At 63.9% G+C, this 18,251-nt stretch carries 13 protein-coding genes; 6 read left to right on the forward strand and 7 right to left on the reverse strand.

What is annotated here, in order from left to right; translation table 11 throughout:
* Positions 1–64: 64 nt before the first annotated feature.
* Positions 65–1,087 carry a LacI family DNA-binding transcriptional regulator gene (locus tag NVS32_RS00550; RefSeq protein ID WP_258498288.1) on the reverse strand — a complete coding sequence of 341 codons (1,023 nt, stop codon included), beginning with the start codon at positions 1,085–1,087 and terminating at the stop codon, positions 65–67.
* A 244-nt stretch (positions 1,088–1,331) separates the two neighbouring features.
* On the opposite strand from NVS32_RS00550, the gene NVS32_RS00555 reads away from it, so the two are divergent.
* From NVS32_RS00555 to NVS32_RS00565, 3 genes are all read left to right on the forward strand, one after another.
* Positions 1,332–1,982, forward strand: coding sequence for a hypothetical protein (locus NVS32_RS00555; protein WP_258498289.1), 651 nt, complete (start codon positions 1,332–1,334; stop codon positions 1,980–1,982).
* A 194-nt stretch (positions 1,983–2,176) separates the two neighbouring features.
* Entirely contained in the window at positions 2,177–2,449 is a 273-nt protein-coding gene (locus NVS32_RS00560) for a type II toxin-antitoxin system prevent-host-death family antitoxin (protein WP_258498290.1), read from the forward strand.
* Positions 2,446–2,760 (forward strand): type II toxin-antitoxin system RelE/ParE family toxin, encoded by a 315-nt coding sequence (locus NVS32_RS00565; RefSeq protein ID WP_258498291.1) that lies wholly within the window; start codon positions 2,446–2,448, stop codon positions 2,758–2,760. Before NVS32_RS00560 ends, NVS32_RS00565 begins: the two co-directional genes overlap by 4 nt.
* A gap of 89 nt (positions 2,761–2,849) precedes the next feature.
* Here the strand turns inward: NVS32_RS00565 and NVS32_RS00570 are convergent, their stop codons facing one another.
* Complete coding sequence (locus tag NVS32_RS00570) at positions 2,850–5,291, reverse strand: glycoside hydrolase family 3 N-terminal domain-containing protein (protein WP_258498293.1); 2,442 nt, start codon at positions 5,289–5,291, stop codon at positions 2,850–2,852.
* A 214-nt stretch (positions 5,292–5,505) separates the two neighbouring features.
* On the opposite strand from NVS32_RS00570, the gene NVS32_RS00575 reads away from it, so the two are divergent.
* Both NVS32_RS00575 and NVS32_RS00580 read left to right on the forward strand, forming a co-directional pair.
* Positions 5,506–6,225 carry a LytR/AlgR family response regulator transcription factor gene (locus NVS32_RS00575; RefSeq protein ID WP_258498294.1) on the forward strand — a complete coding sequence of 240 codons (720 nt, stop codon included), beginning with the start codon at positions 5,506–5,508 and terminating at the stop codon, positions 6,223–6,225.
* Positions 6,222–7,526 (forward strand): ATP-binding protein, encoded by a 1,305-nt coding sequence (locus tag NVS32_RS00580; protein ID WP_258498295.1) that lies wholly within the window; start codon positions 6,222–6,224, stop codon positions 7,524–7,526. The genes NVS32_RS00575 and NVS32_RS00580 overlap by 4 nt, the downstream gene beginning before the upstream one ends.
* 44 nt (positions 7,527–7,570) lie before the next feature.
* On the opposite strand, the gene rhaD is transcribed toward NVS32_RS00580, so the two are convergent.
* The 3 genes from rhaD to rhaB are packed head-to-tail and all read right to left on the reverse strand — an operon-like array spanning position 7,571 to position 11,111.
* Positions 7,571–8,383 carry a rhamnulose-1-phosphate aldolase gene (gene rhaD / locus NVS32_RS00585; protein WP_258498296.1) on the reverse strand — a complete coding sequence of 271 codons (813 nt, stop codon included), beginning with the start codon at positions 8,381–8,383 and terminating at the stop codon, positions 7,571–7,573.
* Between the two features lie 27 nt (positions 8,384–8,410).
* Positions 8,411–9,682, reverse strand: a complete 1,272-nt coding sequence (locus tag NVS32_RS00590) for an L-rhamnose isomerase (RefSeq protein WP_258498297.1) — start codon at positions 9,680–9,682, stop codon at positions 8,411–8,413.
* Entirely contained in the window at positions 9,675–11,111 is a 1,437-nt protein-coding gene (gene rhaB / locus NVS32_RS00595) for a rhamnulokinase (protein WP_258498298.1), read from the reverse strand. Before rhaB ends, NVS32_RS00590 begins: the two co-directional genes overlap by 8 nt.
* Before the next feature lie 291 nt (positions 11,112–11,402).
* On the opposite strand from rhaB, the gene NVS32_RS00600 reads away from it, so the two are divergent.
* Positions 11,403–12,908, forward strand: a complete 1,506-nt coding sequence (locus NVS32_RS00600) for an MFS transporter (protein WP_258498299.1) — start codon at positions 11,403–11,405, stop codon at positions 12,906–12,908.
* Between the two features lie 248 nt (positions 12,909–13,156).
* Here NVS32_RS00600 and NVS32_RS00605 read toward each other — a convergent pair whose 3' ends face one another.
* Positions 13,157–15,652 (reverse strand): glycoside hydrolase family 2 TIM barrel-domain containing protein, encoded by a 2,496-nt coding sequence (locus NVS32_RS00605; RefSeq protein WP_258498300.1) that lies wholly within the window; start codon positions 15,650–15,652, stop codon positions 13,157–13,159.
* A complete protein-coding gene (locus tag NVS32_RS00610; RefSeq protein ID WP_258498301.1) occupies positions 15,649–18,204 on the reverse strand; it encodes an alpha-L-rhamnosidase in 2,556 nt (851 codons plus the stop codon). Before NVS32_RS00610 ends, NVS32_RS00605 begins: the two co-directional genes overlap by 4 nt.
* Positions 18,205–18,251: the final 47 nt, after the last annotated feature.

An 18,251-nucleotide genomic window follows, 5' to 3' on the forward strand; every position in this document is an offset into this window, starting at 1 on the left:
AGAAAAACTGCCACCAACCGTCAATTCGTGCCAGAAGGCTGCGCGCCACCGTCGCTCGACGCCCTTACAGCGCCCGGACGCTGTCCTTCTCGACCAGCCGCGGCGTGAGGATTCGCTCGACCGGCGCCGCCACATCGTCGTCCCTAGCATGCTCCCCCACCCTCGCAAGCATCATCTGCACCGCGACCTCAGAGATTGCGGGCGCGTTCTGCTCGATGGAGGTGAGCGCCGGCTCGAAGAGCGAGTCCGCCGCACTGTTGTCGTAGCTCACCACCGAGAGGTCCTCGGGCACGCGCAGCCCACGCTCGTACACGCGCTTGAGCAGCCCCAGCGCAATGTTGTCGCTGCTTGCAAACGCCGCCGTGGCGTCAGTGGCGAGAAGCCCCTCGGCCGCCTGCCAGGCGTCGGGAATGTAGTAGTCGCTCTCGAAGACCAGCCCGGGGTCAAACGCAATGCCGTGCTCGCCCAGGGCGCGGCGATAGCCCGCAAGGCGCAGCCGACCAGTGTTGGAATCGGGATTGATGATACACGCCACGTGTTGGTGGCCGTGCCGCAGCAGGTGATCCGTGGCCAGGTAGCCGCCAAGCTCGTTGTCGTAGCGCACGCGGTCACAGCTTACTCCGTCAATAAAACGGTCAACCATCACGAGAGGAACGGGCAGCTGCGTGAGGTCGTCTATCAGCTCCTTGTCGGTGGTGAACTCGTCCGAGACCACAAGGAAGATGCCATCCACGCCGCGGTTCACCAGCAGGCGGACCAGCTCCGCATCGCTCTCGGAAGAGCCCACGGAGTTGGTGATAAGGAGCAGGTAGCCCCTCTCGCGGCAGAGAACCTCGAGGTTGTTGGCAAGCGAGGCAAAGTAGCGGCTCTGGATGTTGGGCACGACCAGCCCAAACGAGTGCGACTGCTGCATCACAAGGCTGCGGGCAATCTGGTTGGGGATGTAGTGCTTGCGCCGCGCTACCTCCTTGATGCGGCGACGGTTCTCCTCGCTCACGCGGCACGGCCGGTTGTTGAGGACGAGAGACACCGAGGTGGGCGAGAGACCCACCTCGCGCGCTATGTCCTTGAGCGTGACCTTTGCCATGCCGTCTCTCCGTTGTCTCGAGCGGGGTTCCGCAGGTTCCCTACCGAAGATAGCTCTCTCAACCGACTGGCGCGAGACTAGCTCCCAATTTTGGGAGATAAGCTCGCAAATTTGGGAGCTAGCGCATCCCGCCGGCGCTCCACGCCCCGCGATGAGACAAAGGGACTGTCCCTTTGTCTCATCCTTTGTCTCATCGCGGGGCTACACTGTTGCCTGCAGTAACCCGACGTCGTGCGGAGACCCCATGGACTTCAACCCCATCACCATCGCGCTCATTGCCGCCGCAGCGGCATACTTCATCGTCGAGCAGGTCATGCGCAGCACGCGCCTCAACAAGTTTGCGCTGCTCCTGCGCGACGGCCGCTGCGACGAGGCGCTCGAGCTTCTCGACAAGCCCAGCTCCAAGTGGCTCTACCCGCCGTTCAACAGGGAGTATATGAAGCTCAACGCCTACCTCGTGAAGGATGACGTCGAGGGTGCGTCTCGACAGTTCGACGTCCTGCTCACCATGCGCTCGTCGAAGAACCAGCGCAGCGAGGTCGTGGTGAAGGCCTATCGCTTCTACATGGAGCACGAGCGCTACAAGGACGCAAAGCCGCTGCTCGAGGAGATCGAGAAGACGGCCGAGAAGCCCGTGGCCGAGGAGTCGCGCCTCATGTGGGAGATCTTTGCCGAGAACGACACAAGCCACATTCCCGAGATGGAGAAGCACTACGAGGAGGCAAAGGGGCCGCAGCAGCGCATGCGACTCGCGCTGCTCATTGCCACCCAGTACGAGAACGCCCACAACAAGACCAAGGTCACCGAGTGGCGCAGCAAGGCCAACGACGCCGCGGGCGAGCTGCAGGACATGGCACGCCGCGCGGCCAGCGGCAAGGGCGGCGAGAAGAAGTAGGGGTGCCTGCGCGCGGAACCCTGCTCTCGTTCTTTAGCGGAAGCTGAGAAAAGCGATTCGCGCGACCTGGGCAAGCGTCGGTCTCAGTTCTCAATAAATCGCTAAAGAACGAAGGCATTGGGGGGCAGAAGGCCGCTACAGACTCCAATCGCTACAATAGAAGAAATTTCTTCTAGAGCGGGTAGGTGAGAGCTATGCCACGAATCGTTCCCGTGAGCGACTTTCGCGCAGACATCAAGTCCGTCTCCCAGTTCACCGACGAGGGCGAGGTAGTTGTCCTCACCCAGAACGGGCGCCCCAAGTGGGCGATGGTTGACTACGACACCTGGAACGCCGCAGCAAGCGCGCAGGAGAGGTCGTTCTCGCAGGCAATTCGAGAGACCGAGCAGAGCGAGGCGACGGGTAACCTCACCCTCCTGAGCGCAAAGGAGGCGCGAGCCGCCCTCAAGGCGAGACGAACGTCGTGAAGCGCAGGGAATACCTGCTCACCGACGCGGCCGTGAAGGACCTCGGCAAACTCGAGGACTACGTACTTACCTATCAGGACGAGGCCTTCGTCGAGCGCCTTGAGGACGAGTTCTTCTCCGCCTTTGAGCGCCTGTTCCAAGAGGCGGAGCAGCACCCCATCTACCACTTTGAACCACCGCTGCCAGTGCTTCACGAGTACCGGTCTGTCAACGTCTACAACTTCAAGGTGTTCTACTACGTCGACGACGAGCACGTGGTCATCTATCGAATTAGGCACCTGCTCTCGGACTTCTCACGAGAGGCATGGTAGGCAACGCACCGCCTCTTGCGGCACCCCACCGGAACCGATGGGGTGCCGCGCTTTTCGTCGCTTGCTGAGCTATGGCTGCTCAGACGTTCCTACAGCTGGATTGAGACGGTCTGGGGCTCGGTGAGCGGGGCGACCTTGGCGTAGGTCGTCACGCGGTCGTCGTCGATGACGCCCTTCCAGTCGAGGCCAAAGCCAAAGTCGTAGGCGTTGCCCGCCGAATCGACATGGCACACCAGGTCGCGGGGCACGTCCTCGTCGTTCGCCTCGACGGTGTCCATGTCCGCGGGCTGCTGCAGGGGCAGGAGGCCACTCGGCTCGACCTTGCCGCCAAGGATGTCGGCAAGCGGAAGGTCGGCAGCGCCAAAGTGCATCACGATGCCCTGGACCTTGTCCTCGAACTCGGAGAAGACCATTGGCGTGCTGGCGTTGATGACAACCACCACGGGCTTGCCGGCCATGAGCTCGACCGTGTCGAGGATGGAGTCAAGGTCGCTCTCGTTCTGGGCAGTCGTGGACTGACCAAAGTACGCGCGGTTCTCCTGGCTGCCATCCGCGAGCTTGTCGCCCGCAATCGAGGTCTTGCGCACGTTTGCTCCGTCTGCCGTGTAGGTGCGGTACTGAAGCGTCTTGGGCACGTAGGTGTAGGAGCCGTCGCCGTTGGGGATTGCGCCGTCGCCCGTGGCAGGCGAGTCGACAAAGACGATCGCGAAGTCGCAGTCCGCAACCTGGTCGGCAGTGAGACGCGTGAGGTCAGACTCCTGATAGGTGGGCTTCCCGTCCTGGTCAGCAGGGCCGGTGGGGTCGCCGATGGAGTCGCTCACGATGTCAAGGCAGTCCGCGACCTTGGTCGCATCGAGGGGGAGCTTCATCGTGGCACCCGTCGCCATGTTGCCCGTGGCACCGGCCGCCTGAGCAGGCGTGTACTTCACCGGCACGTAGACCTTGGGCTTCTGGGAGCGCTCGCAGATCACGTTGCCCTCGTTCTTGAGAAGGACGACGCACTTGTCGGCGGCATCGCGCGCAGTTGCGGCAAGCTCGTCACCCTCGAGCAGCTTGACCGCTGCCTTCGAGTCGGTGTAGGGGTTGTCGACCAGGCCGGGCTCGAAGTAGGTGACGAGGATGCGCCGCGCGGACTCGCGGATGCGCTCGTCTGCGCCGTCCTGCCCAAGCTCGCTCACGAGCATGTCGTAGGCCTCCTTGAGCGACTCGAGGTCAGAACCGCCGCCAACCTGGTCGAGGCCGCAGTCGATGATCTTCTTGAAGCGCTCGGGCTTGGTGAGGCCAGCCACGCCCCAGGGGGTGGAGACAAAGCCGCCGGGGTCGTCCGTCACGCCCCAGTCCGAGCAGATCAGGCCGTCGTAGCCGCACTGGTCGCGCAGGATGCCGATCTTGAACTTTGAGAATGCCGAGCCGACCAGCTCGCCGTACTCCTCGTCCTTCGAGTACGCGATGGAGTACGACGTCATGACGCCGGAGGCCTGGCCCGTGGAGTCGTCCAGCTTGAGACCGCCGTCCAGGAAGTTCACGAGCGTCGCCTTGAAGTTGTCGCCGGGGTAGACGTTGAACTTGCCAAAGTCGCCGTGTGCCTCGCGGCCGGACTCGCCGGCGCCGTCACCCGGGAAATGCTTCATCTGGGTGCCGACGGACTCTGCTCCCCAACCGGTGTCCTTGCCGTCGACGTACGTGGACTGCAGGCCGTCGATGGTGGCACGCGTAAGGTCGCGCGAGAGCGCGGGGTCCTCGCCAAAGGCGCCGGTGATGCGGCTCCACCTGGGCTCGCCGCACATGTCGATCTGCGGCCCGAGCAGGCAGGTGACGCCCACGGCGCGGTAGCACTTGGAGATCTGGTCGGCGACGGACTTCGCAAGCTCGGGGTCGAAGCTCGCGGCCAGCGAGAGGTTCGTGGGGAACTTGCCGAAGTCGCGCGGGTTGGTCGAGAGGTTGAACGGGATGCTGTTGGGCTTGGCCTCGCAGTACGCCTGGCAGGCGTTGTTCCAGTCGGACTGCGACTTGCCGTCACCCTGGGTGGCAAAGCTCAGCGCCGTGCGAACGCCCAGGTCAAACTGATTGCTCACGGCCATTTCGCCGCCGGCGGAGAGGTCCTTGGCCTCCTCGACCATGACGGAGGAATGGAGCATGAGGGGGAGCTCGTCGTCGACCGAAAGCTCCTTCGCCCATGCGGCCGCGCGGTCCTGGGGGCTCTGGCGCCAGTCCTCAAAGAGGTCGAGCACGCCGTTGCCGTTGAGGTCCTTGAACGCATAGCCGTCGACCTGAATGATGCCCAGGCCTGACTCGGGGCTGTACGAGAGGGTCGCGCCGCCCTCCTGGGTGATCAGGTTGTAGCCGTCCTTCTCCTCCTCGCTCCACTTGGCCTTGGTACCGGAGGCGTCCGGCTTGATGGGGTACGAGTCTGCAGCCGGCAGCTTGCCGTCAGACGCCTCGCCAGAGGTCCCGCATGCCGCGAGCACCGTTGCCGAGGCCGCCGCCATGGCAGACGAAAGAATGAAGTTCCTCCTGGTAGTTGATGCCATATTCCCTCCTCGTGTGCGTGCGGGTCCCTCCCCGCAACCTTCCGAGGGTCATCCTCCCTCGCGTGGGACGGCACGTCTCGACCACGTCGCGACCAGTAGCCTTTTGGCTTCGAACGACACGGCGTTACTCGCCAGCGGCCACTTGTCGAGAAGGGCAGGCAGCCACTCTCGGCTCGTGTACCATCGGGTTTGTCGCACGTGAAGGGGGGCTTTGGTGTATCAGGTGCTGCTTCTTGAGGACTCGCCGGCTGCCGCGCAGTCGCTTCTCGCCCATGTGAGGCGCTACTCGCGCGAGCATGACGTGGAGCTTGCCGTTACCTGGCGGGACTCCGCCCGCTCGCTGGTGGAGCTTTCCGAGAAGGCCGACCTCATCCTCATGGACATCGAGATGCCCGGCCTTGACGGCATGGAGGCGGCGACGCTCATGCGAACCTTCGATGCCACCACCCCCATCATCTTTGTAACCAACCTCGCCCAATTCGCAGTTCGCGGCTACGAGGTCGACGCGCTGGACTTCATGGTGAAGCCCGTGAGCTACGGGGCGTTCTGCATGCGCATGGACAAGGCGCTTCGCGTGATGGAGAGAAACGCCTCGCGCTCGCTGGTGCTCAAGACCCAGGGCGGCATCACCGTGGTGAGGGTCTCGGAGATTGCCTACATCGACTCGCACGGCCATGACCTGCAGTTCCATCTAACCGACGGGCAGACGGCGGTCGAGCGGGGAACGCTCGCCTCGGTGGAGGAGAGGTTGCCCGCGATGCAGTTCGTGCGCGTCTCGAAGGGGACCATCGTCAACATGGTGCAGATCAAGCGGTACAGGTCATCGGAGGTCGTGCTTCTCGACGGGACCACCTTCGCAGTAGGCCGCACCATGCGCACGTCTGTGGTCGAGAAGGTCAACGCGTTCTTTGGCACCCTGGGAGGGGCCAGATGAGCGGTATGACCGGGGCGGCAGGGGCAGCAGGCGTGATCGGGCCGCTCTGGCTTCTGCTGCAAATCGAGATCCCCGTCTTCCTTCTGGCAGACGCACTGCCAACGCGCAAGGTTCCCCTCCCCCTGCGCGTACTTGTCGTAGCCGCGCTTCTCTCGCCCGTCGCCCTGCACCTCATTGCGTCCTGGGGAGACGGGACGGTTGACGTTGCAGGCTACCTCCTCACCTTTGCCTCGCTCCTTTTGCTCTCGGCGGCTTCGGTGTGGGCGGTCTTCTCGACGTCTGTCTGGACTGCCTTCTTCTGCTCCTCTGCCGGCTACACCGCACAGGGGTTCGCCACCGGCGTTCAGGGGGTCCTCCGAGGCACGGCGCGGCTGACGCAGATCGAATCGCTCGCCGCGATTCCCGACGACCTGGTTCTTCTCGTCACGTACATTGGCTTCTACCTGCTGTTTGTTCGAAAAGTGCGCAGGAGTCGCCTCGAGCTTGTGGCAGACGGGCGCATGCTCCCCGCCTTTGGGATGTGCATCCTTGCGGTGATCGGGCTGGACGTCCTGCTCAAGCAGCTTGAGTCCCAAGGGCTTGCGCCCTCGACCATCCTTGCGCTTCGCTGCGTCCACCTGGCCTTTTGCGCCTTTCTCCTCGGCTTTGAGTACCGCTCGCTGGTTGGGTCCCGCCTGGAGACCGAGGCGACGGTCGACCGGCACATCCTCGAGGAGCGGAGCCGGCAGTACGAGGAGAGCAGGCTCTCCATCGAGGCCGTCAACCGGCGCATGCACGACATTGTCCGCAGCACCACCGAGGACGCCCGCCAGATGGGCGCGCTCGACAACCCCCAGGTGAATGACCTGCTCGTCCAGATGGTGAGCGAGGTCAACCACTACGACGCCATCATCCGCACGGGAAACGAGGCGCTGGACACCGTGCTCACCGAGAAGAGCCTCGTCTGCGAGTCGAACGGGATGAGCCTCTCGCCCATCGCGGATGGCGAGGCGCTGGCGTTCCTGAGACCGGCCGAGATATACGTGCTGGTCGGCGGGGTGCTTGACCTTGTGATCGACCAGGTTCGGCACGTTGGAGACCCCTCGCAGCGCGACATCTCGTTCATCGTGAGGCGACGCGGGGACATGGTCACGATTTCGGCGCAGGGCTACGAGGCGGAGCAGAGCGAGGACGAGAGACGCGTCACGCGCCGCGAGTTGGACCGCCTTGCCAGGCGCGTGGTCGACGCGCACCGTGGGTCGGTCAGCTCCAGCACGGAGGGGGACACCAGGCTCATCGTCGTCTCGATGCCAATCGACTAGGCCACCGCCTGGCTCTCCGCCCGCACCCCCGGGCGCCCACGACCCTAGAGCATCGCCGGGTTGAGCGTCACGCCAAAGTCGTGCGCAATGGCGCGCAGGTCGTCATCGGTGATGGTCTGCCTCACGCCGCCGCAGGAGAGAACGCGCACGTAGACGTCAGCGCTCTTCTCGATGGTATGCGCAAGCCCAAACGCGGTGTCGAAGTCCGGTCCGCTCACGAAGAGCCCGTGCATGGCCCAGATTGCGGCCTGGTAGGTCTCCATCTTCTTGCTCGTGGCACGCGCAATGTCAACGCCACCGGGGACCATCCACGGCACCACTCCCACGCCCTCGGGGAAGACCACCGGGCACTCCGTGGCGCTCTGCCAGAGCGCGCGCGTAAAGTCGCGGTCGGTGAGCGGCAGCACGTAGGTGAGCGCAATCACGTTGGTGGCGTGGCAGTGGTAGATCACGCGGTTGGCGCCGTCGGTCACGCGCTTGCGCACGCTGTGGTTCATGAGGTGCGTGGGGAACTCGCTCGTGGGGACGCTGCCAGAAAGGCCCCATACCACGCGCCAGCGCTCGCCCTTCTCGTCCAACTCGCAGATGCCAATGTTTGCCTCGGGGTCAAGCGCCACGTTTCTCAGGTACTTGCCCGAGCCCGTCGCCACAAAGTACTCCCCCGCCAGGTTTGGCAGGGCAACGCCGATCTCGTGCCACTCGCGCGGCTCGCCAAAGAACGGACGCGCGGCCTCCACGTCCCTCTCGCTCAGACGGTACGTAAGGTTCCCGCCGTTGCGCTCGTGCCAGCCCTGCAGCCAGCCGTCGTTGCACATGCGAACAAAGCCCTGCACAAAGTCCAGATCAACCATTGCCATGAGTGTTGCTTCCCTTCTCGCCTGCGCTTATGCGCGAGTGCTTAGAACGTCGTCCTCGTACGACTTGACCTTGTCCCACAGCTCGCCCTCGAGCGGCACGCCCTCGCGGCGGCAGTACTCGTCCCACACGTCGCCAAAGGGCATGCACTTGAACTGCTCGAGCACCAGCATCTTGCGCGAGTCCTGGAACGTGTTCTGCAGCTCCTTGAGCTGGTCCGTGGGCTGGAGCAGCTGGAAGAGCAGGGCCTTCTCCATGGAACGCATGCCGCACGCCCACGCGCCAATACGGTTGATGGCTGCGTCGAAGAAGTCCATGCCAATCATCGACTTCTCCCAAGCACCCGGCACGCGCACGATCTCGCCGGCAAGCTCGCGCAGGTCGTCGTTGAAGAGGGTCACGTGGTCCGAGTCCCAGTGCATGGGGCGCGTCACGTGTAGCGGCAGGTGGTCAAAGAAGAGCGCCAGCGCGGAGAGCTTGTCTGCCACGTTCTCCATGGGGTTGAAGTGGCCGGTGTCGAGAAGCACGCAGGCGCTCCCGCCGTGGCGCGCAGCCCAGCCCTCGTAGAGCTCCTGGTCGCCCACCGTGAAGCCCTCGACGCCCAGGCCAAAGACCTTCTGCTCGAAGGCGTCCACCACGTGCGGCGCGGGCTCGGCATAGATGCGGTCAAGCGCATCCACCAGGTTCTTGCGCAGGCCATAGCGGTCGGTTGGGGTATCCTTCAGGCCGTCGGGGATCCAGAAGTTGAGAAGGACCTCGTCGTCTAGCTCCTCGCCGATCCTCTCGGCAATCTGGCGGCAGCAGATGCCATGGCGGATCCAGAACTCGCGGGTCTCCGCATCCGGGGAGCTCACCGTAAGGCCGTGGTTCACGCGCGGGTGCGAGAAGAACGTGGGGTTGAAGTCGATGCCAAAGCCCTGCTCGCGCGCCCACTCGACCCAGGGACGGTAGTCTTCGTAGGTGAGCTGGTCGCGGTCGTGCCAGGGGTTCTCGTCCGAGAAGACCGCGTAGCTTGCGTGCAGGTTCACGCGCTTGGCGCCGGGGATGAGGCTTGCGGCGTAGGCGAAGTCCGCCGTGAGCTCCTCGAAGTTGCGGGCGCGGCCTGGATAGTTGCCCGTGGTCATGATGCCGCCCGAGGCGGGGTTATCGCCCTGGTCAAAGCCCTGCACGTCATCGCCCTGCCAGCAGTGCATGGAGATTGGCTTTGCCGCCAGGCGTGCGAGAATGGCCTCGGTGTCAATGCCGTAGGCTGCATAGCGCGCGCGTGCCGCCTCGTAGGCGGTGATACCTGCGTCACTCATGGGGTAGTACCTCCTTGATGTCAAAGCTGCTTGCTATGGCCGCGCGGGCGGACGCGAGGTCCTCAAGCTCGCCCGCGTGGATCATCTGCACGATGAGGTTGCCAAGAGCCGTGCCCTCGGTGGGACCGGCATAGACCGGAAGGTTGCAGGCGTTGGCCGTGGCCTGGTTGAGGTAGGCATTAGCGGAGCCCCCGCCAACAATGTTCACGCTGGTAAACGAGGTATCGGTAAGCCCTTCCATCTGGTGCACGGTGCGCGCGTAGTCTGCGGCCAGGGAATCGTAGACCACGCACGCAACCTCGCCCGTCGTGGCGGGCACAGGCTGGCCGGCGTCCGAGCATGCGGCGCGGACCTCGGCCACCATCGAGCGCGGCGAGAGGAAGCGCGTGTCCTCCGCGTCCACAAGCGCGCGGAAGCCCTGCCTGTGGGCGAATTCGGCGGCAGAGACAAGCTCGCCCCAGCTAGGAAGGGTGCCGTCCGGGCGCGCGGACTCGTGCCGCACGCACTGGATCATCCAGAGGCCCATGATGTTCTTGAGGTAGCGGTATCGTGCCTGGTAGCCACCCTCGTTTGTGAAGTTTGCGGCCGCGCTTGAGGGTGTGGTCACGGGCGCTGCAAGCTCCGTGCCCAGAAGGCTCCAGGTGCCGGAGCTGAGAAAGGCCGCATGGTCATCTCGCGTGGGAACGGCCAGGAAGGCCGAGCCGGTGTCGTGCGTGGCGGGAAGCACCACCTCGGCGTCAAAGCCCACGCGGCGCGCGACATCGGGACGCAGGTGGCCCAGCGAGCAGCCCGGCATGCGGACGGGCAGGAAGATGTCTGCAGGAAGGCCCAGGCGGCCGAGAAGCTCGCGGTCCCAGTCGCGCGACGTGGCCCCCACCAGCGCGGTTGTGGACGCGTTGGTGTACTCGTTGGCCTTCTCGCCACAGAGCAGGAAGTTGAGGTAGTCGGGCACCATGAGGAAGGCGTGGGCGGCGGCAAGCTGCTCGAGGTGCTCGCGCTTGAGGGCGCAGAGCTGGTAGGCCGTGTTGAACGGCTGGTACTGTATGCCCGTGCGCGCGTAGTGCTCCTGGAAGGTAAGGGCGCCCGTGCGCTCGAGTTCCTCGCGAACGCCCTGGGTGCGCGCGTCACGGTAGCCCACGGCATCGCCAAGGCGACGGTCCTGGGCATCGAGCAGGACAAAGTCCACGCCCCAGGTGTCGATACCTACCGTGGTGGGTGTGAGGCCCTGCTCGTGCGCGGCAGTGAGACCGTGAAGGACGCTCTCCCACAGGGCGTCGATGTCCCAGCACAGATGGCCATTGCGGCGGAGGAGGCCGTTCTCGAAGCGATGGACCTCGGTGAGGCGCAGGCGGCCCTGCTCGTCCAGCTCGCCCACGATGGCGCGGCCGCTCGACGCTCCGATGTCTATTGCAAGATGGCGCGAAGCCATGGTGCCTCCCTGAATGTTGGTCTAGCCCCCTGTTGGCGTCTACAATACCTGCCTGTTCCCGGCTTCCAAGCAGGAATTTGGTAATTCATCCCAAAATTTCGCTAAACGTTGGTAATTGTTTTCTAATCGGCATGAGGCTCCTCTCCAGAAAACCTGTCACCGCGAGAACCCGACCGTCTGCAAATCGTTTTCACGTTTACCTAGAATCTTGTTAACATATCCCATAACAAGTATCTGTCGAATTCGTCATCATTGTTGGACCTCAGGACCGCAGCCTGACAGGGGGATCACATGACCGAGAAAGCAACAGCTCCGCAGAAGAGCAAGGGGCTCTGGGAAAGCCCATTTACCAGCTCGCTTGCAAAGCGTGACCGCGTCACGCCGCCCGAGGTGATCTTTGGCTACTTCCTTGGCCCCTTTGGCGGACTTCTCGCCTCTGGCATCTTCACAAGCCAGCTGCAGAACTACTTCACAGACGTCTTGCGCCTTGATCTCTCGTTCCTCACGGCGCTGCAGCTTGTCTCGACGGTTCTTATCGTCATTGCAAACCTCATGGTGGGCCAGCTCATCGAGCGCACGCACTGCCTTGCCGGCAAGGCCCGCCCGTGGATTCTGCTCTCGGCCCTCACGCTTGCTGTGTCCACAGTCCTCATGTTCTTTGTGCCGTTTGAGGGCATGGCGCGCATGGTGTGGATCGCCATCGCCTTCAACCTGTACTACTCGGTGGCCTACCCCATCTACAACACCGCCAACTCGACCCTTGTCGCCGTCTCAACGCGCGATACCGAGAAGCGCGGGACCATGGCCTCCTTCACCAACATCGCTGGCTTTGGCGTCATGGGCGCCGGCACCATGGTCTTCCCCATCCTGGTCTCGTTCTTCCTGAAGGAGGACCAGAACCTCTGGCTTCTTGCGATGGGTGCCATTGCCCTCTTCACCCTCATTACCGTCTACCTGCAGTTTCGCTTCACGCGCGAGCGCATTACCGAGGAGGTAAGCGCCTCGCAGACCGAGGGCGAGCAGAAGGAAGCGCCGTCCCTCGCGCGCCAGCTGTCCTCTGTCGCACACGAGCCCATGTGGTGGATCATCATTGTTGCCTACCTGCTCTACCAGTTCAGCGGCGCCTTCAAGAACGGCTCAATGGTGTACTTCTGCAAGTGGGTCCTAGACAACAGCTACTTTGGCACTGCGGAGGCCTGGGGAGCGTCGCAGTCGCTGCTCAGCATTATGGGCGCGCTTCCCATGGCGGCGGCCATCCTCTTTGTGATCCCGCTGTGCAACAAGTTTGGCAAGCAGCGCGTGTGCATCGTGGGCATGATCGTGGGCGTGATTGGCGGCATCATCGCCGGGCTTGGTGGGAGCAGCATTGTGCCCGTCGCCGCAGGCGTTGCCATCAAGTGCCTTGGGTCCGCGCCGCTTGGCTACATGATCCTTGCCATGCTCGCCGACGTAATCGACCACATCGAGTACAAGAACCACATCCGCACCGACGGCCTCACCATGTCGATCTACAGCTGCATTGCCGTGGCCGCCACGCCCATCTGCAACGCGATCTTCTCGGGTATCCTTGCTGGCGTTGGCTACGACCAGGCCGCCGACGTCGCGCTGGGCGTTGCGGCACAGACCGCCGCGGCGCAGACGGCAATCGCCGGCTGCTACATCTGGGTGGAAACCGTTGCCTTTGCCATCTGCGGAGTTCTGCTCCTGTTCTTCACGGTCGAGAAGAACCTCCCGGCAGAGCAGGCAGCCCTCAAGGAGCGCAACGAGGGCGCGGCGCCCGAGGCAGAGCGCGCGTAGGCCCCGCAGGCGGCAGCCAAGCCGCCCATCTGCCACCTGAACAAGCCCCTCCCTTCCCCGTCCCCTCCGGTGAGCGATTGCCGGAGGGGATTTCTTGCACCAAGGGGAGGTCGCGCGCAAAGAGCCCGCAGTGCGAGCAAGCAAGTGGGGCTGCCGGGCATATTTCCGACAGAATGGACACTCCAAGGTGTGCAATCTGTCCGAAAACGGCCCGGCAGCCCCAGCAACAAGATGGCCTCGCCCGCAAATTACACGACAGGCAGCTCCAACGACGCCGAAAGCGTGCCATCAGTAACGGAGAGGCGCACGCAGCCCGACCCCGGGGCCGGGCGCACCACCGCAAGCGCCTCGCCAAAGTAGGTCTGGGTCTCCCCCGTAACAAAGCTTCCCTCGTTAAAGGGCGAGGCACACCCAAAGCCGAGAAGATCGCCACCTTCAACCGAAGCCGTGAGCACGCCCCTCGTTAGTGGCCGGGTCTCGCCATTCGCCCCGGTATAACGCACGCGCACAAATGCCAGCCTGCCGGCGCCAACACCCGCGGCCTCCTCAGGCGCACCATCATGCCAGACGTCGCGCCGCACAAACCCGCCCGGCACGCCGGCATACTCCACCTCGGTACGAAGCTCCGTTGAATCGTCTGCGCTCCTCAGCGAGCGCCTGCCCAGCTCGCGACCGTCCTCGTCATAGGCAACGGCCTCAAGCGTCCCCGGCTCGTAGCGGCAGGACATGCGAGCCACGCAAGAACCCTTGAGGAGCCTCCGCCCCACCTCGCGCCCGTTAAGGAGCAGCGCCACCGCGTGCGCACGCGCGTATACCTCGACGTTGGCAGCTCTCCCCTCGCAGCCGTCCCAGCTCCACGACTCGATGGCATTCGACATCTTCCAGGCGCTCGGCGAATGCCGCTCCCCAGTGTGGTTAACGGGGCAAACGGCCAGGTAAGGGCCTGCCTCCCCGGCAAGCGCAACGCGCGTGTAGAGGGCCTCGCCCAACGGCTTGCCCGTAAGGTCCACACGCCCGGATCCCGCCGTAAGCCATCCAAACCCGCTCTCGCGCGGGGCGTAGTCCTTGTACTCCCAGGCGCCAACGCCAGTCTCGCCCAGGTAGTCCATGCCAGCCCAGACAAAGTCGCCAATAAGCCGCGGCTCCTTCTCAGCCAGCTCGGCAAAGCGTTGCGCATCGGAGCAGAAAGTCTCGCTCCCCAGGATAAGCCGATGCTGGTACACGCGAAGGTCATGCCTGTAGCGGTCGATGCCGTAGTTGTAGCCCGCGATGTCCATCTGCGCAAAGGCATCCCGCGTGACGCGGTCGCATGCGGGCAGCGCAGCGCCCTTCTTCATGAATCCCGCGCCGAGAAGCCCGGCCAGCCTGTTGTAGAACTCGCTTCCTACCGCGCGGTGTGGCGAGGCGCCCTGATGCGCCGCCTGCTCGGCCTCGCGACGCGCCTTCTCGTCTGAGTACTGTCCCAGCCCGAGCGAGCTCAGCAGGTTAAAGAAGATGTTGACGCCGCAGGTAACGGGTCGCGTGGGATCCAGGGAATGCAGGTGCTCGACCATCTGGCGGGTGAGAAGAACGCCGCGCTCCTGGGCAGTCTCGGCAACCTCGTTGCCAATCGAGTAGAGCACGACGCTGGGATGGTTGCGGTCCTTCTCGACCATGTCGGCAAGGTCGCGGCGCCACCACGCATCGAAGTACTCAACGTAGTCGTGGAGCGTCTTGTGGATGTACCAATGGTCCACGTACTCGTCCATGACCAGCACGCCCAGGTGATCGCAGGCGTCGAGCAATGCCTTCGAGCAGGGGTTATGGGCAGAGCGTACGGCGTTGTAGCCCTGCTCGCGCATGAGCAGGACCTTGCGCCACTCCGCGTCGGCAAAGGCGCAGGCACCCAGCACGCCATTGTCGTGGTGGATGCAGGCGCCGCGAAGCACGATGCGGTCGCCGTTGAGAAGAAGCCCGTCATCACCCCACTCGAGGGTGCGGATGCCAAAGAGCGTCTCGCCGTGGTCGACGGCATCGCCCCCTGCCGCAAGGTCAACGCGGCAAAGGTAGAGGTCCGGATGGTCCGGCGACCAGGTGCGGGGCTGCGGCACCTCGAGCACCGCCGACCCAGAGCCGTCTGCGCCCAGCTCAACGTGACCGGTTGCCACTGGCTCCTGGGAACCCTCGGGGAGCAGCTCGACCGTTGCCAGCCCGGAACCGCTTGCCTCAAGCGAAACCTCGACGCGGGCGCTGCTGCCGTCCAGAGAGAGCGTCCGTGCGGCAATGCCGCTTGGCAGCAGGTGAACCGGCTCCCCCACCCACAGCGTGACGGGACGATAGATTCCGGCCCCGGAGTACCAGCGGCTGTTTGGCTGGTCGGAGTTCTTTGCAACAACGCGCAGCTCGCAGGGCCTTCCAGGCTCCACGAGCCCAGCAAGGTCAACGTAGAAGTTCGTGTAGCCGTACGGCCGCTCGGCAACAAGCTTGCCGTCAATCCACACCTGGGCAAGGTGGTAGACGCCCTCGAACTCGAGGAGAAGGGACTTGCCTTCAAGCTCCTCGGACGGGGTCCAGGTCTTGACGTACTCGTAGTCGCGCCCCTCAAACCAGCCGCTGTTCTGGGCCGAGACAGCCTGGGGACTACGCGTCTCGCCAATCATCGCGTCGTGGGGAAGCGCAACCGCCTTGAACGGCGCATCCTTCTCGCCGTCAAGGGCAATGCGCCTGAACTGCCATCCCTCGTTGAACGAAAGGCTCCTCATCATGCACCTTCCACTTCGCATGCAAACGAGTACGAGCCGCACCCTACCTCGTGCGTGCTCCCGTCGGGCAGCACGACCTCGCAGATGGTACCCAGGGGCACCACGACCTCTAGTGAGAAGGACGTGCCATCAAGCTTCCAACTACTTGCCAGCCGGCCGTAGGGCGTCTCAACCGCGCCGTGGGCAGAGCGCAGGTCTCCCCCAACAAGCGGCTGCACGCGTGACCTGTGATACCCCGGCTCAAGAGGCTCTAGGCCTGCCACGCGACGGTAGAGAAAGTCTCCCACTGCGCCGCTTGCGTAGTGGTTGTACGAGATCATGATGTCCGTGCCGTCGTCGCCGATGGGGCAGTTGCCGTTCTCGTCCAGGCCATCCCAACGCTCCCAGATGGTCGTTGCACCATGCACCACCTCGTAGAGCCACGAGGGGCAGGACGTGCACTCGAGCATCCGGTAAGCAGCATCCTTCTCGCCGTTATCCGCAAGGGCAAAGAGGATGTACGGCGTGCCAGGAAAACCCGTCCCAATGCGGTAGCCGCCCTGCTCAACCAGCTGAGACAGACGCTCCACTGCCGCGTGAAGCTCGTCTCCCTCGAGCATGCCAAACTGGATGGGGAGGACATAGGCAGTCTGGAACTCCTGCTTGAGCCTGCCATGACCGTCGGTGAAAACGTTGCGGTACGCCCTGGAGACGCACTTGCTCAGGCTGCCGTACTTCTCGGCAGCGTCCTTCTCGTCAAGGATCTTTGCAATGCGGGCCACGAGAGCGCTTGTGTGCTGGAGGCTTGCCGTTGCCGTCCACTTGCTGCGAGCCTGCCACTGGCCCATCTTGGGCACGTCGGGAGCAACCCAGTCGCCAAAGTGAAGCACGGCCGGCGTGTGCCAGATGTAGCGATGGTCGCCAACGCCAAATCCCGCCCAGAAGCGACAGGCGTCAACGTAACGCTTCATGGTGTCGAAGTTCTCGCGGAGAACCTCAACGTCGCCTTCGGCCTGGTAGAGCGCCCACGGCACCAGGACGCAGGCGTCTCCCCAGAAGTCCACCGCCATGGGCGGTATGGTTGTGGGAAAGCCAAAGCCCTGTGCCGGCACCGTTACGGGAATGCCGCCCGTGCGGTACTGCTCGGAGCGCAGGTCGCGCAGCCATTTGCGCAGGAAGCGGCCCATATCAAAGTTGTAGCAGGCAGTTGGGGCAAAGACGGCAATGTCACCCGTCCAGCCCATACGCTCGTCTCGCTGCGGGCAGTCGGTGGGGATGTCCATGAGGTTAGACTTTGAGCTCCACACGATGTTTTGCTGCAGGCGGTTGAGGCACTCATCAGAGCAGCCAAACTCGCCGGTGGTGCGAAGGTCCGAGTAGAGCGCGTGGGCGCAAATCTTGATGTCTCCCTCGTCGACGCCACTCACCGCAACGTAGCGAAATCCCATGTAGGTGAGGTGCGGCGAGAACTCCTGGCGCCCTTCTCGGCACACGTAGGTGAGGGTTGCCTTGGCCGTGCGCAGGAAGTCAGTGTTGAGCGTGCCGTCTGGCTTCAAGATCTCTGCATGGCGCACCGTGATGGTTTGGCCCTCGTGCCCGTCAACCGCAAGGTCCACGACGCCGGCAAAGTTCTGCCCAAAGTCATAGACCAGCTCGTCGCCCACCTTTGTGCAGTTCACGGGGCGCATGACCTCATGGGCGCGCACGGGGGCGCCATCCTCGGCGACAAGCACGGGGCTCACGCGCAGGGCCTCGCGCACAGCAGGGCGCCAGGTGACGTTGCCCAGGCTCACACGGGCATCGTACGTCTCGCCATCGTAGAAGCAGGCCATGCGGCAGGGTCCATCCTCGGTGACCTGCCAGTCCTCGCCAGTACCCAGGGTCTGCGTTGTGCCATCCGCATACTCCACGCGCACCTCAAGGAGTAGGGCTTGCCTGTCTGCGGTGACCCTATTCTTGCGCGTGTAGGAGAAGGGCCCCACAGCCCAGCCGCCGGCAACGGTCACTACCAGCTCGTTTGAGGAGCCAAGCTGGTCCGTCACGTCATAGGTCTGGTACTGCAGCGTCGAGCCGTACGAGGTGAAGCCGGGCGCAAAGTAGCGCTCCTCCATCCGCTGGCCATTGAGCGAGATGTCGTAGATGCCCAAGGCCGTGGCATAGACGCGAGCGCGACGCACCTCGCCGCCAAGCGTGAAGCTATGCCTGAAGACCATGGGCACAGGCGCCACGCCTTTCTCGCCAAAGTGGTAAGCGGCGTCGCTGATCCACTCTGCCTCCCACGGGCCTCCGAGAAGCCCCGTCTCAAACTTAAGCGTTCCCTCGGCGGACTCGCCGGCGTCATCCGTTGCACAAATACGTGCCTGGTAGACAGTGCATGGCGAGAGGGGCGCGCCATCGTAGCGCACCGCCACCTGGTCTGTGCCTCGCCATGTCCAGCCGTTGACCTCAAGCACGACCTCCCGCAGGCTCGCGCCCTGCCGGTCGCTCTCGAAGGCAAAGGAGAAGCGAGGGCGTGCCTCGTCTGTCACGCAACCGGTCTCAAGGCCCTCGCAGGCAAAACGCCGTAGCTTCAGCATGCAATCCCCCACTTCAAAGAAAGGCGGGCACGGGACGCATCCCCTGC

It is taken from the genome of Tractidigestivibacter montrealensis (genome assembly GCF_024741235.1).
Classification (GTDB): domain Bacteria; phylum Actinomycetota; class Coriobacteriia; order Coriobacteriales; family Atopobiaceae; genus Tractidigestivibacter; species Tractidigestivibacter montrealensis.

Excerpts from the sequence above, each read along its gene's own strand:
- NVS32_RS00600 (WP_258498299.1), top strand. The coding sequence starts at position 11,403 with ATGACCGAGAAAGCAACAGCTCCGCAGAAGAGCAAGGGGCTCTGGGAA.
- NVS32_RS00580 (WP_258498295.1), top strand. The coding sequence starts at position 6,222 with ATGAGCGGTATGACCGGGGCGGCAGGGGCAGCAGGCGTGATCGGGCCG.
- NVS32_RS00550 (WP_258498288.1), bottom strand. The coding sequence starts at position 1,087 with ATGGCAAAGGTCACGCTCAAGGACATAGCGCGCGAGGTGGGTCTCTCG.
- NVS32_RS00610 (WP_258498301.1), bottom strand. The coding sequence starts at position 18,204 with ATGCTGAAGCTACGGCGTTTTGCCTGCGAGGGCCTTGAGACCGGTTGC.
- rhaD (WP_258498296.1), bottom strand. The coding sequence starts at position 8,383 with ATGGCAATGGTTGATCTGGACTTTGTGCAGGGCTTTGTTCGCATGTGC.
- rhaB (WP_258498298.1), bottom strand. The coding sequence starts at position 11,111 with ATGGCTTCGCGCCATCTTGCAATAGACATCGGAGCGTCGAGCGGCCGC.
- NVS32_RS00555 (WP_258498289.1), top strand. The coding sequence starts at position 1,332 with ATGGACTTCAACCCCATCACCATCGCGCTCATTGCCGCCGCAGCGGCA.
- NVS32_RS00560 (WP_258498290.1), top strand. The coding sequence starts at position 2,177 with ATGCCACGAATCGTTCCCGTGAGCGACTTTCGCGCAGACATCAAGTCC.
- NVS32_RS00590 (WP_258498297.1), bottom strand. The coding sequence starts at position 9,682 with ATGAGTGACGCAGGTATCACCGCCTACGAGGCGGCACGCGCGCGCTAT.
- NVS32_RS00570 (WP_258498293.1), bottom strand. The coding sequence starts at position 5,291 with ATGGCATCAACTACCAGGAGGAACTTCATTCTTTCGTCTGCCATGGCG.
- NVS32_RS00605 (WP_258498300.1), bottom strand. The coding sequence starts at position 15,652 with ATGATGAGGAGCCTTTCGTTCAACGAGGGATGGCAGTTCAGGCGCATT.